This window comes from Pseudomonas fluorescens NCIMB 11764 (assembly GCF_000293885.2).
GTDB classification, from domain to species: Bacteria; Pseudomonadota; Gammaproteobacteria; order Pseudomonadales; family Pseudomonadaceae; genus Aquipseudomonas; species Aquipseudomonas fluorescens_B.
The window spans coordinates 5,576,029-5,597,947 of the sequence record NZ_CP010945.1 but is presented as its reverse complement, the minus strand read 5'-3'; the positions used below and the strand labels follow the sequence as shown (position 1 = coordinate 5,597,947).

25 protein-coding genes and 1 pseudogene are annotated in these 21,919 nt (G+C 58.2%); 13 read left to right on the top strand and 13 right to left on the bottom strand.

Features of this window, described 5'->3' with window-relative positions; all coding sequences use genetic code 11:
* Positions 1 to 2: 2 nt before the first annotated feature.
* Both B723_RS25505 and B723_RS25500 read right to left on the bottom strand, forming a co-directional pair.
* Entirely contained in the window at positions 3 to 554 is a 552-nt protein-coding gene (locus B723_RS25505; protein WP_017338437.1) for a cupin, read from the bottom strand.
* A gap of 428 nt (positions 555 to 982) precedes the next feature.
* Positions 983 to 1,423, bottom strand: a complete 441-nt coding sequence (locus B723_RS25500; RefSeq protein WP_052909712.1) for a hypothetical protein — start codon at positions 1,421 to 1,423, stop codon at positions 983 to 985.
* Between the two features lie 218 nt (positions 1,424 to 1,641).
* Between B723_RS25500 and B723_RS25495 the strand changes: the two genes are divergently transcribed.
* From B723_RS25495 to B723_RS25480, 4 genes are read left to right on the top strand one after another with little or no spacing between them, the layout of a single operon-like run.
* On the top strand, positions 1,642 to 3,192 hold the full coding sequence (locus B723_RS25495) for a T6SS phospholipase effector Tle1-like catalytic domain-containing protein (protein ID WP_031319018.1): 1,551 nt from the start codon (positions 1,642 to 1,644) through the stop codon (positions 3,190 to 3,192).
* Positions 3,192 to 3,848 (top strand): DUF2931 family protein, encoded by a 657-nt coding sequence (locus B723_RS25490; protein ID WP_052909711.1) that lies wholly within the window; start codon positions 3,192 to 3,194, stop codon positions 3,846 to 3,848. The genes B723_RS25495 and B723_RS25490 overlap by 1 nt, the downstream gene beginning before the upstream one ends.
* The gene (locus B723_RS25485; protein WP_080995157.1) at positions 3,772 to 5,304 is read left to right on the top strand and encodes a T6SS phospholipase effector Tle1-like catalytic domain-containing protein; all 1,533 of its coding nucleotides are present in this window, start codon (positions 3,772 to 3,774) and stop codon (positions 5,302 to 5,304) included. The genes B723_RS25490 and B723_RS25485 overlap by 77 nt, the downstream gene beginning before the upstream one ends.
* Entirely contained in the window at positions 5,304 to 5,960 is a 657-nt protein-coding gene (locus B723_RS25480; RefSeq protein ID WP_017338282.1) for a DUF2931 family protein, read from the top strand. Before B723_RS25485 ends, B723_RS25480 begins: the two co-directional genes overlap by 1 nt.
* A gap of 64 nt (positions 5,961 to 6,024) precedes the next feature.
* On the opposite strand, the gene B723_RS25475 is transcribed toward B723_RS25480, so the two are convergent.
* Both B723_RS25475 and B723_RS25470 read right to left on the bottom strand, forming a co-directional pair.
* Complete coding sequence (locus tag B723_RS25475; RefSeq protein ID WP_017338283.1) at positions 6,025 to 6,717, bottom strand: RES family NAD+ phosphorylase; 693 nt, start codon at positions 6,715 to 6,717, stop codon at positions 6,025 to 6,027.
* Positions 6,711 to 7,115, bottom strand: a complete 405-nt coding sequence (locus B723_RS25470) for an antitoxin Xre-like helix-turn-helix domain-containing protein (protein ID WP_017338284.1) — start codon at positions 7,113 to 7,115, stop codon at positions 6,711 to 6,713. The genes B723_RS25475 and B723_RS25470 overlap by 7 nt, the downstream gene beginning before the upstream one ends.
* Positions 7,116 to 7,246: 131 nt before the next feature.
* Between B723_RS25470 and B723_RS25465 the strand changes: the two genes are divergently transcribed.
* Positions 7,247 to 7,639, top strand: coding sequence for a GFA family protein (locus B723_RS25465; protein ID WP_017338285.1), 393 nt, complete (start codon positions 7,247 to 7,249; stop codon positions 7,637 to 7,639).
* 74 nt (positions 7,640 to 7,713) lie between these two features.
* Here the strand turns inward: B723_RS25465 and B723_RS25460 are convergent, their stop codons facing one another.
* Positions 7,714 to 8,562, bottom strand: coding sequence for a hypothetical protein (locus B723_RS25460; protein WP_017338286.1), 849 nt, complete (start codon positions 8,560 to 8,562; stop codon positions 7,714 to 7,716).
* Positions 8,563 to 8,679: 117 nt separating this feature from the next.
* Positions 8,680 to 9,858, bottom strand: a complete 1,179-nt coding sequence (locus B723_RS25455) for a GGDEF domain-containing protein (RefSeq protein WP_017338287.1) — start codon at positions 9,856 to 9,858, stop codon at positions 8,680 to 8,682.
* Between the two features lie 297 nt (positions 9,859 to 10,155).
* On the opposite strand from B723_RS25455, the pseudogene B723_RS25450 reads away from it, so the two are divergent.
* The 3 genes and pseudogenes from B723_RS25450 to B723_RS25440 all read left to right on the top strand — a co-directional run.
* Positions 10,156 to 10,356, top strand: a pseudogene (locus tag B723_RS25450) (dihydrofolate reductase family protein); the annotation flags it as partial.
* An 86-nt stretch (positions 10,357 to 10,442) separates the two neighbouring features.
* Positions 10,443 to 10,934 carry a VOC family protein gene (locus tag B723_RS25445; protein WP_017338289.1) on the top strand — a complete coding sequence of 164 codons (492 nt, stop codon included), beginning with the start codon at positions 10,443 to 10,445 and terminating at the stop codon, positions 10,932 to 10,934.
* Between the two features lie 253 nt (positions 10,935 to 11,187).
* Positions 11,188 to 11,646: a MarR family winged helix-turn-helix transcriptional regulator gene (locus B723_RS25440; RefSeq protein WP_017338290.1), complete on the top strand. Its 459-nt coding sequence runs from the start codon at positions 11,188 to 11,190 to the stop codon at positions 11,644 to 11,646.
* 193 nt (positions 11,647 to 11,839) lie between these two features.
* Here the strand turns inward: B723_RS25440 and B723_RS25435 are convergent, their stop codons facing one another.
* A complete protein-coding gene (locus B723_RS25435) occupies positions 11,840 to 12,265 on the bottom strand; it encodes a DUF2871 family protein (protein ID WP_017338291.1) in 426 nt (141 codons plus the stop codon).
* Positions 12,266 to 12,391: 126 nt separating this feature from the next.
* On the opposite strand from B723_RS25435, the gene B723_RS25430 reads away from it, so the two are divergent.
* Positions 12,392 to 13,042, top strand: coding sequence for a TetR/AcrR family transcriptional regulator (locus B723_RS25430; RefSeq protein WP_017338292.1), 651 nt, complete (start codon positions 12,392 to 12,394; stop codon positions 13,040 to 13,042).
* A gap of 16 nt (positions 13,043 to 13,058) precedes the next feature.
* Here the strand turns inward: B723_RS25430 and B723_RS25425 are convergent, their stop codons facing one another.
* Both B723_RS25425 and B723_RS25420 read right to left on the bottom strand, forming a co-directional pair.
* Positions 13,059 to 13,736, bottom strand: coding sequence for a class I SAM-dependent methyltransferase (locus tag B723_RS25425; RefSeq protein ID WP_017338293.1), 678 nt, complete (start codon positions 13,734 to 13,736; stop codon positions 13,059 to 13,061).
* 101 nt (positions 13,737 to 13,837) lie between these two features.
* The gene (locus tag B723_RS25420) at positions 13,838 to 14,479 is read right to left on the bottom strand and encodes an FMN-dependent NADH-azoreductase (protein ID WP_017338294.1); all 642 of its coding nucleotides are present in this window, start codon (positions 14,477 to 14,479) and stop codon (positions 13,838 to 13,840) included.
* A gap of 96 nt (positions 14,480 to 14,575) precedes the next feature.
* Here B723_RS25420 and B723_RS25415 point away from each other — a divergent pair, with 96 nt between their 5' ends.
* Positions 14,576 to 15,430 carry a LysR substrate-binding domain-containing protein gene (locus B723_RS25415; protein WP_017338295.1) on the top strand — a complete coding sequence of 285 codons (855 nt, stop codon included), beginning with the start codon at positions 14,576 to 14,578 and terminating at the stop codon, positions 15,428 to 15,430.
* Between the two features lie 55 nt (positions 15,431 to 15,485).
* On the opposite strand, the gene B723_RS25410 is transcribed toward B723_RS25415, so the two are convergent.
* Both B723_RS25410 and B723_RS25405 read right to left on the bottom strand, forming a co-directional pair.
* Positions 15,486 to 15,704 (bottom strand): DUF4287 domain-containing protein, encoded by a 219-nt coding sequence (locus B723_RS25410; RefSeq protein ID WP_017338296.1) that lies wholly within the window; start codon positions 15,702 to 15,704, stop codon positions 15,486 to 15,488.
* A gap of 37 nt (positions 15,705 to 15,741) precedes the next feature.
* The gene (locus B723_RS25405; protein ID WP_033037563.1) at positions 15,742 to 15,993 is read right to left on the bottom strand and encodes a hypothetical protein; all 252 of its coding nucleotides are present in this window, start codon (positions 15,991 to 15,993) and stop codon (positions 15,742 to 15,744) included.
* A 201-nt stretch (positions 15,994 to 16,194) separates the two neighbouring features.
* Between B723_RS25405 and B723_RS25400 the strand changes: the two genes are divergently transcribed.
* Positions 16,195 to 16,527: a hypothetical protein gene (locus B723_RS25400; protein WP_017338298.1), complete on the top strand. Its 333-nt coding sequence runs from the start codon at positions 16,195 to 16,197 to the stop codon at positions 16,525 to 16,527.
* Positions 16,528 to 16,657: 130 nt separating this feature from the next.
* On the opposite strand, the gene B723_RS25395 is transcribed toward B723_RS25400, so the two are convergent.
* Together B723_RS25395 and B723_RS25390 are read right to left on the bottom strand one after the other, a co-directional pair.
* Positions 16,658 to 17,158, bottom strand: a complete 501-nt coding sequence (locus B723_RS25395; RefSeq protein ID WP_031318794.1) for a GNAT family N-acetyltransferase — start codon at positions 17,156 to 17,158, stop codon at positions 16,658 to 16,660.
* A 98-nt stretch (positions 17,159 to 17,256) separates the two neighbouring features.
* Positions 17,257 to 18,528, bottom strand: a complete 1,272-nt coding sequence (locus B723_RS25390; protein WP_017338300.1) for an epoxide hydrolase family protein — start codon at positions 18,526 to 18,528, stop codon at positions 17,257 to 17,259.
* A 92-nt stretch (positions 18,529 to 18,620) separates the two neighbouring features.
* Here B723_RS25390 and B723_RS25385 point away from each other — a divergent pair, with 92 nt between their 5' ends.
* Positions 18,621 to 18,848 carry a hypothetical protein gene (locus B723_RS25385; protein ID WP_017338301.1) on the top strand — a complete coding sequence of 76 codons (228 nt, stop codon included), beginning with the start codon at positions 18,621 to 18,623 and terminating at the stop codon, positions 18,846 to 18,848.
* A gap of 124 nt (positions 18,849 to 18,972) precedes the next feature.
* Entirely contained in the window at positions 18,973 to 21,870 is a 2,898-nt protein-coding gene (locus B723_RS25380; protein ID WP_031318795.1) for an EAL domain-containing protein, read from the top strand.
* Positions 21,871 to 21,919: the final 49 nt, after the last annotated feature.

The window sequence follows — 21,919 nt, the reverse complement described above, 5'->3', positions numbered from 1 at the left end:
TGTCATGGCTGATGCTGGCTGACCCAATGCTGGCTGACCCAATGCTGGCCGACCGCACCATCCTCGCCCTGCACCGGATCGCGCTCGGGAAACGGCAGCGTGTTGATGCTTGCCTGTTGCTCGGCACTCGGTGCCTCGCGGCAAATATCGGCGTGCTGCCCGGGCGGGTAGGCACCGACTACCAGAAAATCGTCGCTTGAACCCAGGTTGCAGTGGCCCGTGCCCGCTGGCAGCAGCACCACATCACCCGCACTGACTTCCAGTACATGACCGTCCGGACCGCCCAGCATCAAACGCGCATGACCGCTGGCGATGCCAAGCACTTCATGGCCTTCGGTGTGATAGTGGTGAAAGTCGTAGACCCCGTAACGCCATTGCGGTGGCCAGCCATTGGCCTTGAACGTTTTCTCGAACAGCGCCGCCGGATCGTTGCCCTGGACGGCAATGGCCTTGGGGTAAATGAGTAGCGGCAGGCGCGGATTGTTGGGCACCCAGTCGTTGGCTTCGAGCAACAGGGGTTGCGCGGGGGCGGGGAGGGAATGCGAACGTGCCATGGGAATCTCCGGAGCGGTTGACGCTGATTCCGGTGTGACCAGTGACCCGGTGGCGAATTCGGCTCGGCAGACGAACAGTATCTGAAGGTTCGCACTTCTCCGAGAAAGAATGTGTGGGCACCAGCCCGAATCAACCGGACGACAGTAGGTCATCGGCGGTGAACACCCATGTCATGCTCGCTAAAAATCCGCTGTGGGAGCTGGCTTGCCAGCGATGGAGGTTCACAGCGCGTTCATTCAGCAGGCGTTATCGTTAACGTCGCAGCGCGCCGGGCCCATCCTGGTCGGCATCAAGATCGGGCTGGCGCGATACGCGAGAGGCGTGTTGCGGCTTCACCTCAATGAAGGACATTCATTTATTTTGAGCAAGAAAAAGCCCGGCTGATCAGGCCGGGCTTTTTGTCGAGTACTGCGTTAAGGCTATTCATTCATACAGCGCGGCTTTCGATCAGGCGGTCGGAACCACCTTCGGCGACGCGGTTTTCGATCAGGCGGTCGGAACCACCTTCGGCAACGCGGTTTTCGATCAGACGGTCAGAACCACCTTCGGCAACGCGGTTTTCGATCAGGCGGTCGGAACCACCTTCGGCGACGCGGTTTTCGATCAGGCGGTCGGAACCACCTTCGGCGACGCGGTTTTCGATCAGGCGGTCGGAACCACCTTCGGCAACGCGGTTTTCGATCAGGCGGTCGGAACCTCCTTCGGCGACGCGGTTTTCGATCAGACGATCCGAACCACCCTCAGCCACACGGCTTTCAATCAGACGATCCGAGCCGCCTTCAGCGACAACCGGGTGAGCAGAAGAAGCGGCGAAAGCGTTAACTGCAAAAACCGAGAAAGCGATGCTGAGAAGGATTTGGCGTTTCATGAGTGTGTGCTCCGGGGTGTAGTTGTTTGGTATGGAGGCGATGTTACGCCGCAGAATTTTTAAGAGAACTTCATTGAATTAATGGTGACCATTGACGAAACCAATAGATGGACGAGGCCCATGTCGTCCGAGTGATGGCACCTGGCTACGCGTTGCTTGATTGGATCCACAGTGGCACCCTCAGCGCCCGTTGCACCAAGGAGCCAGGTGATCAAGGAATGAGTGGATACGTACCCAACCCCCCGAAAAACTTCCGCTACGACGAAGCCAAACCCGTCGACATCCACGCCAAGCGCTGGGCCGAGTATGAGAAATACGGCAAGGCACCGGCGACGGCGAAGGAAAAAGTCAGAGTTGCGTTGCGCATTGGCGTGTTCTTTGACGGAACGCTGAACAATGCGGGTAACTCTGCGTCAGGATTATTGTGCGGCGCCCATCACCCGATTCGCCCGGAAGACGTCGATGCGAGCTGCAAGCCGTATATGGCGGATCCGGAGGGGAGTTATGGGAATGATTTGAGTAATGTTTTCAGACTGTATGAACTGTACCCAGCCAACAAAGATGTGAAGGGGGAAGGCACGCCTACACTGGCGTTGCGAAGTCTGTACATCGACGGCATCGGTACGGAAAGCGGGAGCAAAGACAGCTTTGGTAATGCCGCCACCGGACGGGGTGAAACGGGTGTCGCGAGTAAGGTCCAAAACGCATTTTCTCGGCTGAAAGTCCTGATCAAACAAGTCGTCGATCAAAACCCCTGCGGTGAAATCACTTCGCTAACCTTCGATACGTTTGGTTTCAGTCGAGGAGCTGCGGCGGCCAGGCATTTTGCAAATGAGGTCGTGCGCTGCCAGCAGGGGCCACTGGGAGAGGTGTTGCGTAGCAGTCCCAATGGTTTTAGCGCCAGCTTTACAGGTCAGTACAACAGCGAAATTCTGATGGGCTTCATCGGTCTGTTTGATACTGTTCCTTCTGTCGCGGGATTCACCAATCTTGGGAATATCCAGAGTCCAGTCGCTCCTGGAATCAAGCTTTACCTGGACCGCAAATACTTTACCGATGTCGTTCAAATTACCGCCCGTGACGAACGCCGTGCCAATTTTGCGTTGAGCACAGTGATTCCTGCGCATACTGAAATCCCGGTACCAGGGGTGCACTCCGATATTGGCGGTGGTTACCGTGAGGAAGTGGAGGAGTGCGTGCTGGTCAGCCCTATGCAGGCACTCACGGTCCCCAATGGTACCGATGTCAAAACTACATCCATCTACCGGGATGCAATACAGAAAAAAGCAAAAATGGTCGCCGACGGTTGGCCTGAGACGATGCTGGATGTGATCACTCCAAAGCCAACATTGGCACATGACAATGAGCAGCGGAGGTTAGGACCAAAGGAACTACGGGTGTATGCAGGAGTGCAACTCAAGCGCGCAGTCAGCGGCAAACTATCGTTGGTGTATTTACGCTTGATGTACAAATTGGCTAAAGAGAACGGCGTTCAGTTTGAAGCGCTTGATGAGAACGATCCCGCGTACAGTTTACCTTCTGAGCTTCAACCAATTTGCGCCAAGATCCTCGCCGGGAATTACCAACTTGATCCCGGTGAAGAAAAGCTATTGAAACTCAAATACATTCATACTTCTGCCAATTGGAATAATCCTATTGGCGCTAGCCGCGAACGCGGCGTGACTGTTCGTTACACCAATGCACCCACTGACGATGGCATTCGGGTGCGACATCCTCATGTATCTGACTCTAACTGGAGAACGTTTTAATGCGCTCGATCCTAATATTACTGGGCGCGTTTTTTGTAGCCGGATGTCAGGCAGCCGACCCACTTTCCAGCGAAAACGACCCTAAAGATCAATGGTGGAGCCTCAGCTTCGTTGAGCCCGCCTACATGAAGGTATGGGTGGAAGACTCTGCCGTAGAAGACATCAACGGCAAGCGGTTTAATCGAACGGGTGGAGGCACAGCAGGTAGCCATGACTCCGAGGACGGTACCGAAGCAGCTCGTGGCTGGAGTAAATATATAAGCAGCGGCATCCGTGGCGTAGTTGGAGCAGATCTACCGAAACGCATCTTTGTCCGATGGCAGTCGGTTGTCGAGTCGAAGACCTATCGTGGGTGGGTCGATATACCCGAAGAAGCACGGCAGATCATGCACGCCTCGGTCAATGAGCGATGCCCGGCGACGCCCGACGAGCCAGCCAACTACATAACCATGGTTTACCTCGGACTTGCCCCCGGCGGCATCGTACAGGTGTGGGTGACTGATAAATGCTTGAAGTCAGTCAAGGTTGCTCGTGCCCAAGCAGAAATAGAACCCTTGGGACCCCACCTCGGAAAATCCGGTGGCAACTATTACCCGTTGTCCGACGAGTCCAAACGCTACGTCGAACAATTCGGCATCCCCTACGGCAGCTGGTAATCATCACCGCACAAAAAAAACGGGCGCCTATCAAGGCGCATTCAGAGTTGCGTTGCGCATTGGCGTGTTCTTTGACGGAACGCTGAACAATGCGGGTAACTCTGCGTCAGGATTATTGTGCGGCGCCCATCACCCGATTCGCCCGGAAGACGTCGATGCGAGCTGCAAGCCGTATATGGCGGATCCGGAGGGGAGTTATGGGAATGATGTGAGTAATGTTTTCAAGCTGTATGAGCTCTATCCGACAGCGGAAGTAGCCGGAAACGATGCGTCATCCAAACTCGTACAGCGCAGTCTCTACGTAGACGGGATCGGCACCGATGCGGGCGCTGAAGACAGCATGGGTGCCGCGGCGACCGGGCGAGGAGACGCAGGCGTAGCGGGGAAGGTACAAAAAGCGTTTGTCGCCATGAAAGCACTGATCAAGGAAGCAATCGATCGCAATCCTGACGGTGAGATTACATCGCTCACATTCGACACCTTCGGGTTCAGTCGAGGCGCCGCCGCTGCCCGACATTTCGCCAATGAAATCGTACGTTGCAAACTAGGGCCTCTGGGCGAAGTGCTCCGCAGCAACCCCAAGGGGTTCAGCTCCAGTTTCGATGCCCGGTACAACAGCGAAATCATCATGGGGTTCATCGGCCTGTTCGATACCGTGCCCTCGGTCGCGGGGGTCACAAACATAGGTAACATCCAAAGTCCGGTAGCACCGGGGATCAAACTGTACCTTGACCGCAAGTACTTTACCGATGTCATTCAATTGACTGCGCGGGACGAGCATCGGGCCAACTTTGCGTTAAGCACAGTCATTCCCGCGCATACGGAAATACCCGTTCCCGGTGTGCATTCGGATATCGGTGGAGGTTATCGAGAGGAAGTGGAAGAGTGCGTACTGGTCAGCCCAATGCAGGCCATGACGGTGCGACAGGGAACCGACATTCAAACCACTTCGATTTATCGTGATGCCCAGCAGCAGAAAGCGAGTTGGGTCGCCAATGGCTGGCCAGAAGCAATGCTGGAAATCGTGACTCCGAAACCGAGTTCATTGTCGAGGGAAGAGCAGACATCCGGGTTCAGGCAGGTGCGGGTGTACGCAGGTTTGCAACTCAAGCGTCCGGTTAGTGGGAAGCTGTCAGTGGTGTATCTGCACTTGATGCATAAACTGGCCAAGGAGAAGGGGGTGCAGTTCAAGGATGTTCCGAAAACCTCTCAGTATTCCGTTCCATCAGAGCTTCAACCACTCTGCGACAGGTTCCTCGGGGGCAATTACCAGGTTATGCCTGCGGAGGAGAAACTGCTCAGATTGCGCTACATCCATATGTCTGCCAATTGGAGCAATCCAGTGGGATCGACTCGTGAGCGCGGGGTGAATCTCCGCTACACGAATGCACCGACCGAAAGTGGTGTGCGCGTACGTCACCCTCATGTACCGGATTCAAGCTGGAGAACATTTTAATGCGTTTGTTGGGATTGCTTGTAGGACTGTTACTGGTTTCTGGCTGCCAGGCCACAAATCTCGCAACGCCCGAAACGGAGCTCACCAGAAAATGGTGGAGCCTCAGTTTCAACGAACCGTATTACATGAAAGCCTGGGTTGAAGACAGTGCGGTCGAAGACGTTAACGGCAAATTGTTCCGTCGCACGGGTGGCGGTACGGCAGCGGGGGGCGAGCCAGAAAATGGTACGGAGTCCGCAAGAGGGTGGGGTGAGATTACGGGGGGGATTCGCGAAGTTGTCGGTGCAGACTTACCGAAACGAATCTTCGTCCGTTGGCAGTCCATCGTGGAGCCACAAACGTACCGCGCCTGGGTCGACATTCCAGAGCAAGCCCGACAAATCATGCGCGATACGCTGAATGAGCCTTGTCCTTCAACGCCGGATGAACCAGCAGGCAATGTCGCGCTGGTGTATGTCGGTGTAGCGCCGGGGGGCGTCGTTCAGGTGTGGGTCGCGGACAAATGTATGAAGGCAATCAAGGTCGCTCATGCTCAAGCAGAAATAGAACCGTTGGGCCCAGACCAAGGAAAAAGTCAGGGGCAGTACGCCTATCCAGTCAGTGAAAAGGCGAAACGCTACGTCGAACAATTCGGCATCCCCTACGGCAGCTGGTAATCATCACCGCACAAAAAAAACGGGCGCCTATCAAGGCGCCCGTTTTCATTCCCGCATTACGCCGTCATGCTTCACTGATCTGACTGACACTCGTCACCTGCCCATTCCAGATCATCTCGTAATGCGCCGCCTGAACAACCGATAAAACCGGCTTCGGCGTCATCAGTGCCCAGCAATGACTGCCGTGCATTCGCACTGAGTTGTAACGAAGCCCGGGACAACCCGCCTCTTTGACCAACTTCCCCAAATGCCGGGAATGCGTGTAATCGTCCGGATCATAAACAGGGTCGGTCATCGCAATGGACGTCGCATCCTTCATCCCTGCATCCACAAAAGAGCAGGACAACCCCCGGAAAACGAACCGCTCATAGTTCAGGCCCGGCACGTTCGACCAGTACAGACTCTGGTGATGCTTCACTTCGGCCAATGCCGTTTCCAGTGTGTCCGCCAGGTACAGCACCCCGAAACGGCCATCGCTGAACCGCGAACCCGCGGGGTTGACGTGGGTGAATGGTGCTGTGGCGTAAGAGCAGCCTGGAATACCGAACGGGATTTCACTGCGGCGAATCAGCTCAAGGCGACCCACTTCATTTTTCAACCTGGGGTTGGTGAGTTCCTGTATCTGATACAGCACCTCGAACTCGTCGGCGTCGGCGACATCATCAAACAACGCCACCGGCGGGAACTTGGAATTGACCAGTCGATAGGCCTGCAATGGCTCACCGGCAAGTTCTGCCAGTTCGCTCAGCCTCACCATTGCGCACCACGCAGCACGTCGATGCGCCGAAAGGTTTCATACAGCGAAATCATATCGCCCTGAGCCATGATCTCGAGCGGCGAGCGACCGTTGAAGAATTCGTTATCGTTGGCCATCGACGGGAAACCGTAGACGTTCTCCGGGTTATCGAACACCAGGCGCAAGGCGGCGTGGATGTTGAGCACAAAACTGATGCGTTGCATCTGGTCCGCGTCCAGCGCCACGGCCCAGTCGGGATCGAGCTGCCGTGCGCGGGTGTAGGTGCTGCGGGAAATGCGCAGGATACGGCAGGCCTGATCGCTGGACGCTCCCCACTTTTCGAGGATGCCAACAGCGGCCCGCAGGCCCGTTACACACTGGCGCTTGCTGAAGGCTTGTTGCTGGAGGGCAACGGCCATATCCAATACCTCTTTTTGAATCCATGGATTCAAAGTTAGGTAAAAAGCGTCTATAGAGCAAGTTCATCGCGACCAGTGGAGGCTGCTATCGTTATAAACCTAGCGACCGTACGAATGAGAGGAGGCGCAACATGGACCGTTTTACCGGCGGTTGCCTGTGCGGCAACGTTCGAATTGAAGCGTCGGGACGCCCTTACCGGGTTGGCCTGTGCCACTGTCTCGACTGCCGCAAGCACCATGGCGCGCTGTTTCACGCTTGCGCGATATTCCCGCAGGACGCGGTGACGATCACCGGTGAAACTCGCGACTACGCCGGGCGGTGTTTCTGTCCGCGCTGCGGCTCTTCGGTTTTCGCCCGCAGCGACGACGAAATCGAAGTGAGCCTGGGATCCCTGGATGCTCCCGACCAACTGACGCCCACTTACGAAAGCTGGATCACCCGTCGCGAGTCCTGGTTGCCGTCGTTTCCGCTCAGGAGGAAATACGCGCGCGACCGTGAGGGCACGGGGCGTTTTGAGGAGTAGGGCGCAACGAAAGGCGCGAGGGCGTCACGCCAATGTCCGGAACGCTCAGCCAGCAAGCCCGCGTTCCACCAGTGTCACGACGTCAACGACTGCAGCTTCTTCAGAATCTCGACGCTTGGATCTGCATGCTTGGCTGCACTGGATTTTTCGCTGTCAGATCCGTCCGTCACGATGCCCGCAAGAATTTCAGCCAGGTTGTGAAAGTGCCCGGTCTTTTTCTCGGCAGGGTCCGTGCCACCGCTCTGATTCAATGCCGCTTCCAGCGACAAATGCTGGGAGAGCCACTCAGGGGTGGCTTTTTCTTCAGGACTCATGTTGTCCATAAAAGCCAGCGCCGCTGTGGCTCGACCGAAAGGATCATTGATGAACGGGTCTTTCCAGTTTTTTTGCTGATCCGCCGGGCCGCTGTAATAACCGGTGGCGAGCCGGGCTTGCTGGCGCATCAAGGCTTGCGCCGAGGCTTGTTCCTGCGCGGTGAATTTCCCGCCCTGATTGGTGGCGACGGCGTTCAGCGAACGTCGGTCCAGATCGCCCATCAACGCATTACGGTCTTCATCGCTGCCGGTGTACGGTTTGCCGCTGGCGGTCATCAGTGCGTATTTTTCGTCCATGCGCTTGCGGGCATCAGCGGCCACTTCGGCAAAGGTCTTGTCCTTGGAACTGGAGATCGCACCAGGCTTGGAGGCGCCCAGGACAAGTGCATCGGCGTTCATCCCCGAACGCACCGGGAAGAACGGCGCGTTGCCCGCGATCGAGTTGCTGTACTCGGTAGAGGTGCTGGACAGACTCACTGAATCATCGTTCTGCGGCTTGGCCTGATCATCTTGCGTGACGCGTTTTTGCGCATCGGCCGCAGCCTTTGCATCGACGGCAGAGGTGTAGGCAGACATCGCCGCATTCGTTGAAGTTGAAGCAATGATCATTGTTCTTCCTTGACGAGGAGGCCCAGGCGGCCGCGTTGAGATGCTCAATGGGGGACAAGGTACGCTGAAAGTGTGAATCTGGCATTTCCATGTATCAGCAATGCAACAAATGGCCAATCAACGGGCCTGCTGCGGCTCGCTGCTCGCGAGGGTCCGATCCACCAGGCGGATGCGGTCGCGTCCGCCACGCTTGGATTCATACAGCGCGGTATCGCCTTGCTCGATCAATGCCGCCAGACTCGTTGGCGACTGGTCAAACAGGTTGGCACCGATGCTCAAGGTGACCCGTTCAGGCGTGGCGAATGTCTGTGAGGCCGTGTGGTGAAACTGCTCACGCAGTGCGTTGCCCAGCCCCACGATCTGTTCGCTTGATGTGTTATTCAACAGAATGACGAACTCGTCACCCCCCAACCGCGCGGCCAGCGCGCCTTCTGGCAGCACCGAACGAATCATCTCGCTCAGCGCGATGAGCAACTGGTCGCCGGCGGTATGGCCGTAGAGGTCGTTGACCAGTTTGAAGTTATCGATATCGATCAGCAGCAGGGCGCCCGGTCGAGTGTTCGAGACGTCGTCCAGCAGACGCGACGCCCGTACCTCGAGGGCACGGCGGTTGTACAGGGCGGTCAACGGATCACGCGCGGCCAGTCGGGCGATCCGTTTCTCCCGCCGATAGCGCTCGGTGCCGGTCATCGAGAGCGCGATCAACATGATCGCCATCGCACCCTCGACCAAAGAAATCTGGATGATCTCGCCACGAAAGGCCGCCAGGTCGATCAGCGTGCCCGGAACGACAACCGATATCGCCTTGATGAAGTAGAACAGCCCGTGAGTCAGCAGCACATAACGCAGCTGCACCGCCCCCACGCTCAACGACTTGCCGTGGGGGCGCAGGAGGAAGCTGGCCCTGAGCGTGGGCAGGGCGACCAGCAGCGAGTTGGCCACCAGCATGATCTTCGACCAGGACGGTTCGTCGGGCAGCAACAGCATGGCAAGCCAGGCGACAAAGATCAGGTACCAGGCGCGAGAAAGACGCACCTGCGTGAAGCGCGCCACGCCGAGCAGAAAAAGCCAGTGGGCCGTCACCAACAGGCCGTTGGCGAACCAGATGCCGATCAGCAAAAGCCCGCTGCCGCGCAGCAACGCAAGTGTCGAGCCCACGGTGATCGTCGCAAACCCCGCACTCCAGAACATCAGCGAGGGCTCACGAATGCTGCGCCACTCCACCGCCAGATACAGCGCGGCCGCCGCTGCCAGGGCGATCGAGAGGGTCAACATCGTTGGAGGGTCGAGCGCCATAGCCTGACGGGTTTGCCTGATTTGCGGTTAAGGGCTGTGATTGTAGCGTTCGAGACTCTTTTTCGCAGTGGCTCGTTATCTGGATATCGCACTGTCGATCCCGCAGTTTCCCGTTCGACTATGGGGCAGGGAATGCATTGCACGGTCACTGCGCCTGTCGGCGTTCCCTGTACACAAACGTTTACGAAGACGAACTGGGAGAAGACCCATGCGCACACTCATCGTTGCCGCGTTCATCAGTCTCGCAGCCGTTCGAGTTGCTGCTGGGGCGTCGCACCTATGACATCTTCGCGGCGGCTGGCAGCCGGGTTGGTGGACGAACTTCGGCTGATGATTTTTCCCGTCGTGCCGGGGCGTGGCAAGCGCCTGTTTGACGACACTGCAGTGGCATCGGCCTTCACATTGGTGCATTCGAGCACCACGCCGACGGGAGTACTGATCACCCGATACCTGCGCAGCGGCGAGGTGCGCACCGGAACGTTCGAAGACGTTGAGTAGCAACAGGCGCCAGTATTGGCCGCCTTCATTTGCCTGGCTGACTGCTTGGCTAGAATGAAATGTCAGCCCATTGTTGGAGAAGCAAAATGACCAGTAAAAACACCATTTGTCTCTGGTACGACGGCGACGCACTGGACGCCGCGACCTTCTACGCCAAGACGTTCCCCGACAGCGCGGTGGGCACTGTCCTTCGCGCACCCGGCGACTACCCGGCGGGCAAGCAGGGCGATGTCCTGACCGTCGAATTCACGGTGATGGGCATCCCGTGCCTGGGGCTGAACGGCGGGTCGGGGGTCAAGCACAACGAGGCGTTCTCGTTCCAGGTGGCGACCGACGACCAGGCCGAAACGGACCGCTTGTGGAACGCGATTGTCGGAAACGGCGGCCAGGAAAACGTCTGCGGCTGGTGCCAGGACAAGTGGGGACTGTCATGGCAGATCACCCCGCGTGTGCTGACAGCGGCGATCAAACATCCCGATCGAGCGACAGCCAAGCGCGCATTCGACGCGATGATGACGATGGGGAAGATTGATGTTGCGGCGATTGAAGCGGCGGTTGGGCGTGCTGCAGGTCTTTAAGGGACGGATATGGAAGGGTGAGTGCCGACTCGTGGCTTACCCCTTGGCCCGGTGACGCAAGCGCGAGTAAGTAGTCAGCATGCTAGTCACGGCCGGTTCACCCGGTTCACCCGGTTCATCCCGGTCAACCGGCCGTCGGCTGCTACAGGCCTGGAACGCCCGCGCCGCACCCGTCGATGGTTGACGCACTTCCGATACCATCGCATACGATGTAGAGTTTCAGCCTTGCAAGATTGGCCAAAGAGAACGCCCCATGAAAACCACCGACAAGCCAGCCGCCCTCGACCTGAAGCTCTCCGAATTCCTGTGTTTTGCGGTCTATTCCTCCAATCTCGCCTTCGGCAAGGCTTATAAGCCAATGCTCGAACGGCTCGGGCTGACCTATACGCAATACATCACCCTCGTTGCACTGTGGGAGGAAGACAACCAGACCGTTGGCAGCCTCGGCGAAAAGCTGTTCCTGGAGTCCAACACCCTCACGCCGATCCTGAAGAAGCTGGAAGCGATGGGTTATGTGCTGCGCCAGCGCGACCCGGAAGACGAACGCCAGGTGCGGATCAGCCTCACGAAAGAGGGGCGAAAGCTGCGTGAAGGGCTCTCGGAAGAGGGCTTCCCGCAAACCGGTCTTGACCCCGACGACTTCGTGAAAATGCAGAAGGCGATTGTGAAATTGCGGGGCAATCTCATCCGTTCGACGAAAGACAGGGAGTAAGAGGGCGGAGCTTCGATAGTGTTTCAGAGGGGCGCCCCAGCGATAACGGCATCGGTATTTCCGCCAACGCGCTGCCCTTTATCTTCGAACCTTTTGTGCAAGATGTCGGCGAAGTGAGAAGGGCAGCAGCCAATTCGAGGTCAATCTCCCTCGCACCGATACGCTGCCCAAAAACGCCTGCGGGTCCTTCGCGTTATGACAGGCGCGATTCCCGTGTCGCGCTGTTCAAGTGCTCCGCCGTGACACCGATGCGCGAAAACACCAGCCACACAAACAGCAGCACACTGCAGCCAATCAGGACGGATGCGCCAGCAATCAATGGCTCGACCGACGCAAAGCCCTTGAGGCGCAGCGTCAGCGCGCCGAGCATCACCGGGACGCCCACGTTGTACGTCCAGAACTGAGCAGCCGCCAAGCGCCCTTCGGTGATTGACGGGTGCGCGGAGCCGATGATGCCGAACAGGGCCATCGACACCCATCCCAACAGATTGACATGGGCATGTACCGCGAACAGCGAGTGGTCGCCGGAAGCGCCCATCGCCACGCCCAGCATCACGCCAAGCGCAAAGTAGATCGCAGCGAGCCGAAACCAGGTCCGCGAACGGAGGTTGTGATTCATGGCATACACCTCATGCGCCCTGAGGCGCGTTCAGTTGCTGAAACATAATGGGCAACCTTGCAGGTTGGTTGCTGTACGTCTATTGTGAGACTATATCTCACGAAAAGACAGAGTCTCATATATTCCATGTCCATACCGAAGTCAAGCCCGTCGAACCCCAACGGCGGTACGCAAGGTCGCACCAACCAGAAGCTGCGAACTCGCCAGGCGCTGATCGATGCCGCCGTCGCCTTGCGCGACGAGGGCCTTCACCCGACGGTTGCGCAAGTGGCCGAGCGCGCAATGGTTTCGCGCGCCACGGCCTATCGCTACTTTCCCTCGACCGAGGCGTTGATCAGCGAGCTGGCCGCCGATCGCGAAATGAAGCCGCTGGAAAGCTTCTGGCGGCCGGGAGACGATCCGGTAAAAGGCATTGGCCTGGCCGCGAACGCGTTGAACACACTCTTGATCGACGACGAGATCGGCCTGCACGTGATGGAACGTTCGTTCATGTCGGTGTGGCTGGAAAGCGAGACCCACGAACCCCTGCGGCCGGGCCGACGGATGAGCTACATCGAGCCGATCGTCGACTCGCTGAAGGACGTGCTCACACCCCGTGCGCGCAAACGTCTGAAGCAGGCGCTGTCGATCGTCATCGGCACTGAAGCGTTGATCGCCGTGCGCGATATCAGTGGCGCGAGCGTTGAAGAATCACTCGATGCCGCTGCCTGGGCGGCGAGGGCGCTGGTTCGTCAGGCGCTGGCGGAGGAGGAACAGGCGCGGCAAAAGCGAAAGTGATGCCGGGCGCCATCGCTTACTCTCGGCCTGAAGGCTCGGCGATCAGTAGCAACGACTGCGGCACGGGACTTTGTGGGTGCTGCGGCTCTTGCAGGCCGGCCAACCGAAAACCGGCCATGTCCAAGGCATTGAGCCAGCTGGACAAGGTGCGGAAATACCAGGGCATGGGTTGCCACTGCCCCTTGAACCCGGCAAAGGTCTCTGTGCGCCAGCCATCCTGATAATCCCCCGCCGCTGCGGCCCACGGATGCAGTGTCTGGATCACCAGCGCACCGTCTGGGGCGAGCAGGGGAGGCATGGCGGCGAGCAGAGGGATGATGTCCTGGTGCAGCAAGGCGAAGTTGGCGCAGATCAGGTTGTAGTCACGACCGATATCGACTTTTGCCTCCGCCAACGCTTCATAACTCGCCAAATGCACCACAGAAGTTCCCGCCGCACGGGCCGCTTCGACCAGCGTCGCATCGCCATCCACACCGACCGCCTCGATGGAACGTTCCGTCAACGCACGCAACAGCCAGCCCTCACCGCAGCCCAGGTCGAGCACGCGCTCGGGCTGACGGCCCAGCACCGCCAGCAGGATGGCCTGGTCTGTGACCGTGTGGCGGCTTTCTATGGTGCCGGCGCGGATGGCTTCGATCCAGGACCGGGCATTAAGGTGCCAACTTTGGAGGAGGGTGGATTCGGGGGCGGACATGGCGGATACCGGCGTTCTGGGTTGGATAAAGGATAGGTCAAATGTTGATGGGCGAATGGGGTTGGGCATGCAGTCGCGATGGGGGCCTTGATGCTGAAGCGTCAGCGACAGATCTCATCTGCCAGTTTCCTGGCCTGCCGAGTCGCAGCCTCGCGCGCGCCACGATCAACGTCTTCCCCCAAAATGGTTTTTTCCACAATCACCGAATGCACATCGGTCACGCCGATGAATTGCAGCCAGGCTTCCACATAAGGCTTCTGAAAGTCGAAACGCTCCGCCGGCGTGATCGACTGCGCCGAAAAATCCAGGCCGCGGGCGTACGCCACCACGGCGGTTTTGTTGTGCAGCATGCCTTCCAGGCCGCGTTCCGGGTCGAAGCTGAACAGGATGTCTTTCTGCGAAACCAGGTCGATGAAGTGCTTGAGTTTGTACGGGATACTGAAATTCCAAAGCGGTACGGACATCACCAGCACATCCGCGCGGTGCAAGTGCGCAGCCAGGTCTTTCAAAGTGTTCCAGGCCTCCTGTTGCGCCGGGGTCAAGGCGGTGCCATTGAGTCCTGCGTATTTGGCCTCCATGGCCAGGTCATCGAATTCCGGCAACGCCATGTTCCAGAGGTCGAGCGTGAGGATTTCGGTGTTCGGGATGTGTTCTTGATAACGCGAGATGAAGCGGCGGGCGACTTCAAGGGACGCCGAACGCTGCTTGCGTGGAGAACATTCAATATGCAGAAGAGTAGTCATGGCGCGCCTCGAGTGGTGGGGTAGGGAGGCATTGCAACATAGTTGTATTTGAAATATAAATCGTAAATTAGTACTCGATTGATCACGTATAAAACTATGTTCGATACCCTGCTGCTCAAAACATTTGTCGCTGTCGTCGATGAAGAAGGCTTCAGTCGCGCAGCTGAAAAGCTGCACCTTACTCAATCTGCGGTCAGTGGCCATGTGCGGCGACTGGAAGAGCAGATTGGTAAACCGCTGTTGACGCGGACCACCCGCTCCCAGCAACTGACGCCCGATGGCGAGCGCCTGCTGTCTTATGCGCGCACGATCCTTGTGTTGAATCGTGATGCCTGGGCAGAACTGACGCGTACGCCATTTCACGGGCGACTGCGGATCGGGGTGTCCGAGGATTTTGTCGAATCTCGCCTGCTGCGCACTTTTCAGGATTTCGCCGCGCAGTACCCAGGGATGGAGATCGACGTGCAAGTGAGCATTCCTGGCACGTTACTGGCGCTGATGAAGCAAGGGCATCTGGAGTTGGTCATCGGTTCGCTGTGCGAAACCAGCGAAGCGGGTCTTTTGCTATGGCAAGAACCGCTGGTGTGGGCCTGGTCGGCGCAACCCGTCACGCAGCTACCGACGCCGTTGCCGCTGGCCCTGTTCCCCGAGCCGTGCCCTTATCGCGAAGCAGCGCTGAAGCGACTGGCTCAGGCGGGCATCGCCCAACGCACGGCCATGTTATGCAGCAGCACGGCCGGGTTGCAGGCAGCGGCGCTTGCAGGCTTCGCGGTAGCGCCCATGCCACTCAGCCAGTTGAGGCAAGGACTGGTGGTTCTTGGGGCGGAACAAGGGTTGCCGGAGTTGCCTGATGCGGAGTTTCGGTTGTTTACCTCACCTGAAGCGGACCAGGCGATAGTGGCAGCGTTCACTCAGCTTATTGTGGCGTATTGCTCTGCGCGCAGGGCCTGACAGTCATTTCAAAGGCTTGGTATCGAATGCTGCGATATCGATGCGACCCCTCTCGTCAGTCGGTTTTAGCGCTCGCTAAAAAGTACGCAACCAATGCGTTGGCATGGCCATGGCCCATGCCGTGTTCAGTCTTGAGCAAGGCCACCATTTCCATATGCTTCTTGCCGCTGACTGTTGTGAGCAGGGTTAGCCAGTGGGTGATCGGCTGCCCATACTTTTTTTCAATAGAGGGGAAGTACGACGCTGGTCCTTTTAGTTTTGAATCGTCGGTCATGACGCAAACTCCTTTTTGGTTTTGTGTGCTGCTTCTGTCATTGGTCGATCGTTAAAAGCCACGTATTCACCACCCGCCGATCCAGCTCCTCCCAATCCGCCATACCCAGCACCCGCGTGGTATTCAGCCCGCGCAAATACCCGCGCAACTGATTGGCGGTGGCCTGCTCCAGCTTCAGGTCGGGCGCCGGTTTGCCCAGTAGTACGGTTTCGTACTGCACCAGGTACTCGGCCACCCGATCACGGAAATCGGGCAAAACAGCGTCACGAATCAAGTCAAACGTTCTCAAGGAGAGTTCCTCATCCATCGTTTCCAGTGGCGATTGAGTATTCATCCGCCGGCACGGCGCGCAACTATTGTTAGAGGTAATAGTGACCATCAAGAAACGCAAGTTCTACTTTGTTCGCAATACCCGGAAAATCACCTCCAACGACACACCACTCACGAAAATTTGCGTGATTTGATGAACGAACCTTTCAGGATGAGACCGATGCGTCTTTTAAGTGTGCCTGCCATGGCCTTCGGCGCCTTGTTGCTCGCCGGTTGTGCCTCCGCGCCGAACGACCCGACCCTGACCTTGCAGACCAGCAAGACCCCGGCCCAATACGCTGAATGCGTCGTACCGAAATTGCAGGGCAACCCGACCGTCTCGCAGACCCAGCGCAGCTACCGGATCGTGGTGCCGAGCAAAGTCTCGGCGGACAACGTGCTGGAAGCCTACAAGGCCGGCAACGGCGGCAAGGTGTTCATCTACGAGCGGCATCTGTTGGCCTCGAACTTGTTGCCTTCCAGTTTTGAACGCGCCGCACAGGACTGCATCTAACCCCGGTACGTAAACGTTTTCTACAGAGCTCCTTTGGTTGGCCGCAACCAACCAATTTTTTGCCCCGCACCGCATTCGGTGGCGGGGCTTTTTTTGTCTGCGAATAAACGATAGCTGTTTTTCCACTCGTCTAAATCGACAGGCCAAATCGATATTCCTGGGCTGTCCCTTCTTGCCCGGATGGATGCTCGATCAAGAAGCCACAGCGCGCAAGTACCTTTGCCGAGCCGATATTTGCGGCGTAGACATTGGCAACCAGTTGTTTAAGGTTCCAACGCAACCGCGCCTCCTGGATCAGATGCTCCACCGCCTGCGTGGCCAGTCCTTGACCACACGCACTTTGAGCAATTCGATAGCCGACTTCTGCCGACCGTTCTGCCGTATCGATGCCTTTCAGGTTCGCCCGACCCACTATTTTCCTGCCAGCGTCTTCGATGACAAAAGGGTGCCAGGTTCCGGCGGCATAATCGGACAAATAAGCCGTGATGTGCTCGGTGACACCCCGCGTCGAGTAGAAAGCAGCGTCACGCGCGTCAATGTGGCGCTCGAACCACTCGCGATTGTCCAATTCAAATGTCAGCAACGCTTCAGCATCCGTGCTTTCCAGAGTCCTGATTCTGACGGGCTTCATAAGTACGCTCCCTCCTTGGTAAACAACCTGGATCATTGTGCAGTGGGACACCGGTCCGCTCCTGGCCGCCAGCATCCTCTCACACATACCAGGCACCGCTAACGCAGAGACTTGAACGCTGTGCGAAGTTCTTCAGTAAAGAGGCGGGGCTGTTCCCAGGCTGCAAAGTGACCGCCTTTGTCGGCTTGATGGAAGTAGATCAGACGGCTGTAGGCGCGTCGGGCCCAGGTTTCCGGAGGGAAATAAACGTCATCTGGAAACACTGTGACCGCCACTGGCAGGGAAATCTCGGTGGTCTTCTGTGCCGCAGAGGAAAGGGGGCTGCGCCCTTTGTTTTCCCAATACAGCCGTCCTGCCGAAGCGGCGCTGTTCGTGAGCCAGTACAACGTGAAGTTATCCAGCACTTGATCCTTTGTCGGCAGCTGTTGAGCGTCGGCGCCGTACATCCATTTTGAAAATCCCGGGTGAACGAGCAGGAGCGCCGCGAGAAAGCTCGGTGAATCCGCTACGCCGTAGCCCATCATCTGCGGTCTTGCGGCCATCATTGCGCTGTACGCCAGGTTGCCCTGCTTGATCAGTGTGGCAACGGCGTCGAAGGTGGCGCGTTCCTGCGCGGAGAAGTTCTCCGGTGCCGGCCCGCCCGCAGCGAGTGCCGCAGTCGCTTCCGGCGGAATTGTGGCCGGCAGGTTGAGGTGAATGCCGAGCAATCCGGCCGGTGCCTGGCGCGCCATCGCGCTGGTGATCGGGCCACCCCAGTCGCCACCCTGGGCGACGTACCGCGTGTACTCGAGGCGTTTCATCAACTGCGCCCATGCCCGTGCAATATGATCCGGGTCCCAGCCAATCCCCGTCGGTTTTCCGGAGAAGCCATAGCCAGGGATCGACGGAATCACCACATCAAATGCATCCGCCGCGTTGCCCCCGTGAGCGACGGGGTCGGAGAGCGGGCCGACGACATCAATAAACTCGAGAATGGAGCCTGGCCAACCGTGGGTCATGATCAACGGCAAAGCGTTCGGACGGGGAGAGCGCACCCAGATGAAATGGATGTCCACGCCATCGATCGTCGTGACGTACTGCGGCAAGGCGTTGAGCCGGGCCTCCACTTTGCGCCAGTCGTAACTCGTGCCCCAGTAGTGAACCAGCGCCTTCAATTGTTCCAGTTGAGCGCCCTGGGACCGATCGGAAACCGTCTCTTTATCCGGCCAGCGGGTCGCCGCAATGCGCTCACGCAGATCCGCCAGATCGCGGTCAGGAACGTGGATCTGAAAAGGGCGGATGGCTTCGGTCTCTTCAGTGGCGACCGCATTGGCGGGAAGCGATGAGGTGAGCATGACGGCGACTGCGGCAGCGACGAATGCGAATTTCATATTCACTTCCTCGAATGAGGGCATGCTGGACATCATTGGAAATTGAAGGTTAGTTCAACCGTGCGCACTTCTCCCATTACGAGGATCCCGGCATGCGCCACTACACTGTGCAATACCTGTTCAACGGCGAGCCCCGCACTCACGTGTTCGAGTTCAATCAGCCTCTGCTTCCTGTCCATGAGGCGGCGATGCATCTGTTGCAACTGCATTTTGGGGATGGAGAGAACAGCCTGATCATGCCCAATGCGGATGCGACGCCAGCGGAGATTTCAGAGCAGGCCGAGCGGGTAGGGCTGACGCAGATACAGGTCCTGGACTAACGTGTGTAGCAAACCGAAAAAATCTATTGAATAAAAGCTCTATAAGCTTTAAACGGGATGCTCACTGGCGCAATGCTAGCAATCACTCAGTAAGTATCGCCAGTTACTGGCTCAGGGAGCGCTGATGAGTGTTCGTCCATGCAACGACTCTGCGCGGCAATCGAACGATTGCCACGTGGTTGCATCTCAACGAAAAGGAAATTCGGAGACTGTCGGCATGGCGTACGCTGGCAACGAAAATACGATCGAACAATTGCTGGATTCAGCGCGCAACTGGGGGCACACCACCGCGTGGGTGGTTTACCGCGCCGGTGAACAAATGCATTTGGTCGGGCAGGGCGATCCACGTGCGCGGTGGCCTTCAAGTGTTGCGAATGACGAGTTCGAAGCCTTTTGCCTGACCTGGCGATTGCACCGCTGGCCGACCGGCAAGGGCGAGAGTGAACTGGGTTGGCTGCTTGCGCCAGTCGACGATGCCGCTGAACCGGCGCTCGCCGAATTTGCCCAGCGCCTGGGCATTGAGGTACAGACCAATACGCTTGCCCGTGCGCAGATTACTCAGCGTGTGCTGTATGAAATTACCTACCTGGCCAGTTCGACCCGCGACCGGTCAGTGTTTCTGGTGGGGGTTCACCAACTATTGGCGAGCCTGATCGATGCCGAGAACTTTTATCTCGCGTTGTATGACCCGCACAGTGGCAAGATCGACTATCCGTATTACGTCGACATCATCGACGTTGATGCCGTCGAGTCCCAGCACTACGAATACCTTGACCCGTCACACCTGTCCTTGACCGGGCAAGTGTTGACCACGGGCCAGCCGTTGCTGATCGACGCCGCAGGCATTCTCGCGGCTCAGGCCGAGGAGCGTTTTTACTGCGTGGGTGATCGTCCCGAGTTCTGGATGGGGGCACCGTTGAAAAATGCCTCGGATGACGTGTTCGGCATGCTCGCGATGCAGGTCTACGAGGTTTCCCGAACCTACAGCGCCGAGGACCGCGCGCTGTTTCTGGTGGTGGCACGCCACGTGGCCATGGCGCTGGACCGGATCCTGCACCGAGAGGACCTGGAAGCGACGGTGATACGTCGTACCCTGGAGCTGTCGGCACTCAACGACGCATTGCGGCAGGAAGTGGCAGAACGAGAGCGCGCCGAGCATCTGCAGAGCGCGCTGTTCCAGATCGCTGAACTGTCCAGCCAGCCTGGCGACATGGCTGAGTTGTTTCAAACCCTGCATGGCATCGTCGGTGATCTGTTGTTCGCGCGGAACTTCTACATTGCGCTGTTCGACGACGCGACCAGTGAAGTGACCTTTCCCTATTACGTTGATGAGCGGCAGACGACCTGCCCGGTGGCACGGCGTGGGAGCCGGGGCTTGACCGAGTACGTGATCCGTCAGCGCCGACCTTGCCTGATTGACGCCGACGAAGCCGAGCGATTGACTGCGCACGGTGAAATCGAAGTGGCCGATGCGTATTTCCAATCCTATTCCTGGCTGGGCATTCCCTTGTTCGATGGCGATGTGGTGCGTGGCGTGCTGGCAGTGCAAAGCTATACCTCGCAGGTGCGCTATACCCTGCGTGACCAGGAATTGCTGACGTTCGTGTCGCGGCACATCGACACCGCGTTATCGCGCCGCACGGCCGCCGAAGCGATCCATGCCGCCAACCTCAAGCTGGAAGCCCGGGTGCAGAACCGCACTCGCGAGCTCGATCACGCCAATGCCAAGTTGCAGCACGAGAACTCCCACGATGCGCTGACCGGGCTGCCGAATCGTACCTACCTGCAACAGCGCCTCAATCTGGCCTGGTCGCAGTTCGGCAGCGAAGGCGGGCACCTGGCGGTGATGTTCATCGACCTCGACCGTTTCAAACTGGTCAACGACAGCCTCGGCCACCATTTTGGCGACCTGCTGTTGAGGCAGGCCGCCCACCGTTTACGCGGTTGCCTGCGCGACACCGACATGCTCGCACGCCTGGGCGGCGATGAGTTTTCCGTGCTGGCACCCGACGCGCCGCTGGACGTGGTGATCGAAATCGCCGAACGGATTCTGGTGGCGTTTGACCTGCCGTTTTTGATCAATGGCTATGAGGTTTTTTCGTCCTGCAGCATCGGTATCGTCAGCGCCGACAGCCAGTTTCATATGGAGCCCGCCGACTTGCTGCGCGATGCCGATGCGGCGATGTACCGGGTCAAGAGTGCCGGACGCGACAGCTACGCGGTGTTCAATCAGGAAGTGCGCCGTGAAGTCTCGGACCAGGTCGAGCGGGAAGGGGCCTTGCGCAACGCGCTCAAGCGTACCGACGAATTGCTGCCGTATTTCCAGCCGATCGTCAGCGTCGAAAGCGGCGAACTGGTTGCCCTCGAAGCGCTGATTCGCTGGCACCAGCCGGGCGGCCGGGTGATCGCGCCGGGCGAGTTTTTGCCGGACGTCGAGGGTTTGCGCCTGATCGGTCGCCTGGACCTGTACATGCTGACCAGCATCGCAATGATCCTCGCGCAACCCGAGCACGCGAACTGGCCGCCGGTGCACGTCAATTGCTCCAGCTACAGCATGACGCGTCCGGACTTCGCCAGTGATGTGCTTGCCTTGCTGGCGCGGCACCGGGTCGAGCCGTCGCGGATCTGCCTGGAGTTGACCGAAGGGGCGTTGGTCGCCGAACCGGCGATTGCCCGACTGACCATGCAGCAATTGGCCGACAACGGCATGTCGGTGGTGCTTGATGACTTCGGTGCCGGGTTTTCATCCCTGAGCTATGTGCATCAATACCGTTTCAGCGGCCTGAAGATCGACAAGTCGTTCATCCTCGAATTGACCGCCAGCCCTCGCAGTCGCGCGATTGTCCGGGCGATTGTGCGGATGGCCGAATCGCTGGACCTGAGTGTGGTGGCCGAAGGCGTCGAGGATCAAGCGACGCTGGACCTGCTGCGCGAAATGGGCGCAGGGCAGGCCCAGGGTTATTACTTTGCCAAGCCGATGGGGTTGGAGGCGTTGTTGACGAGTTCGTTGATTGAGGGTTAGGGGTTGTTGAGGTATTGCGCCCTTATCGCGGTTTCCTGACCTTCACGAG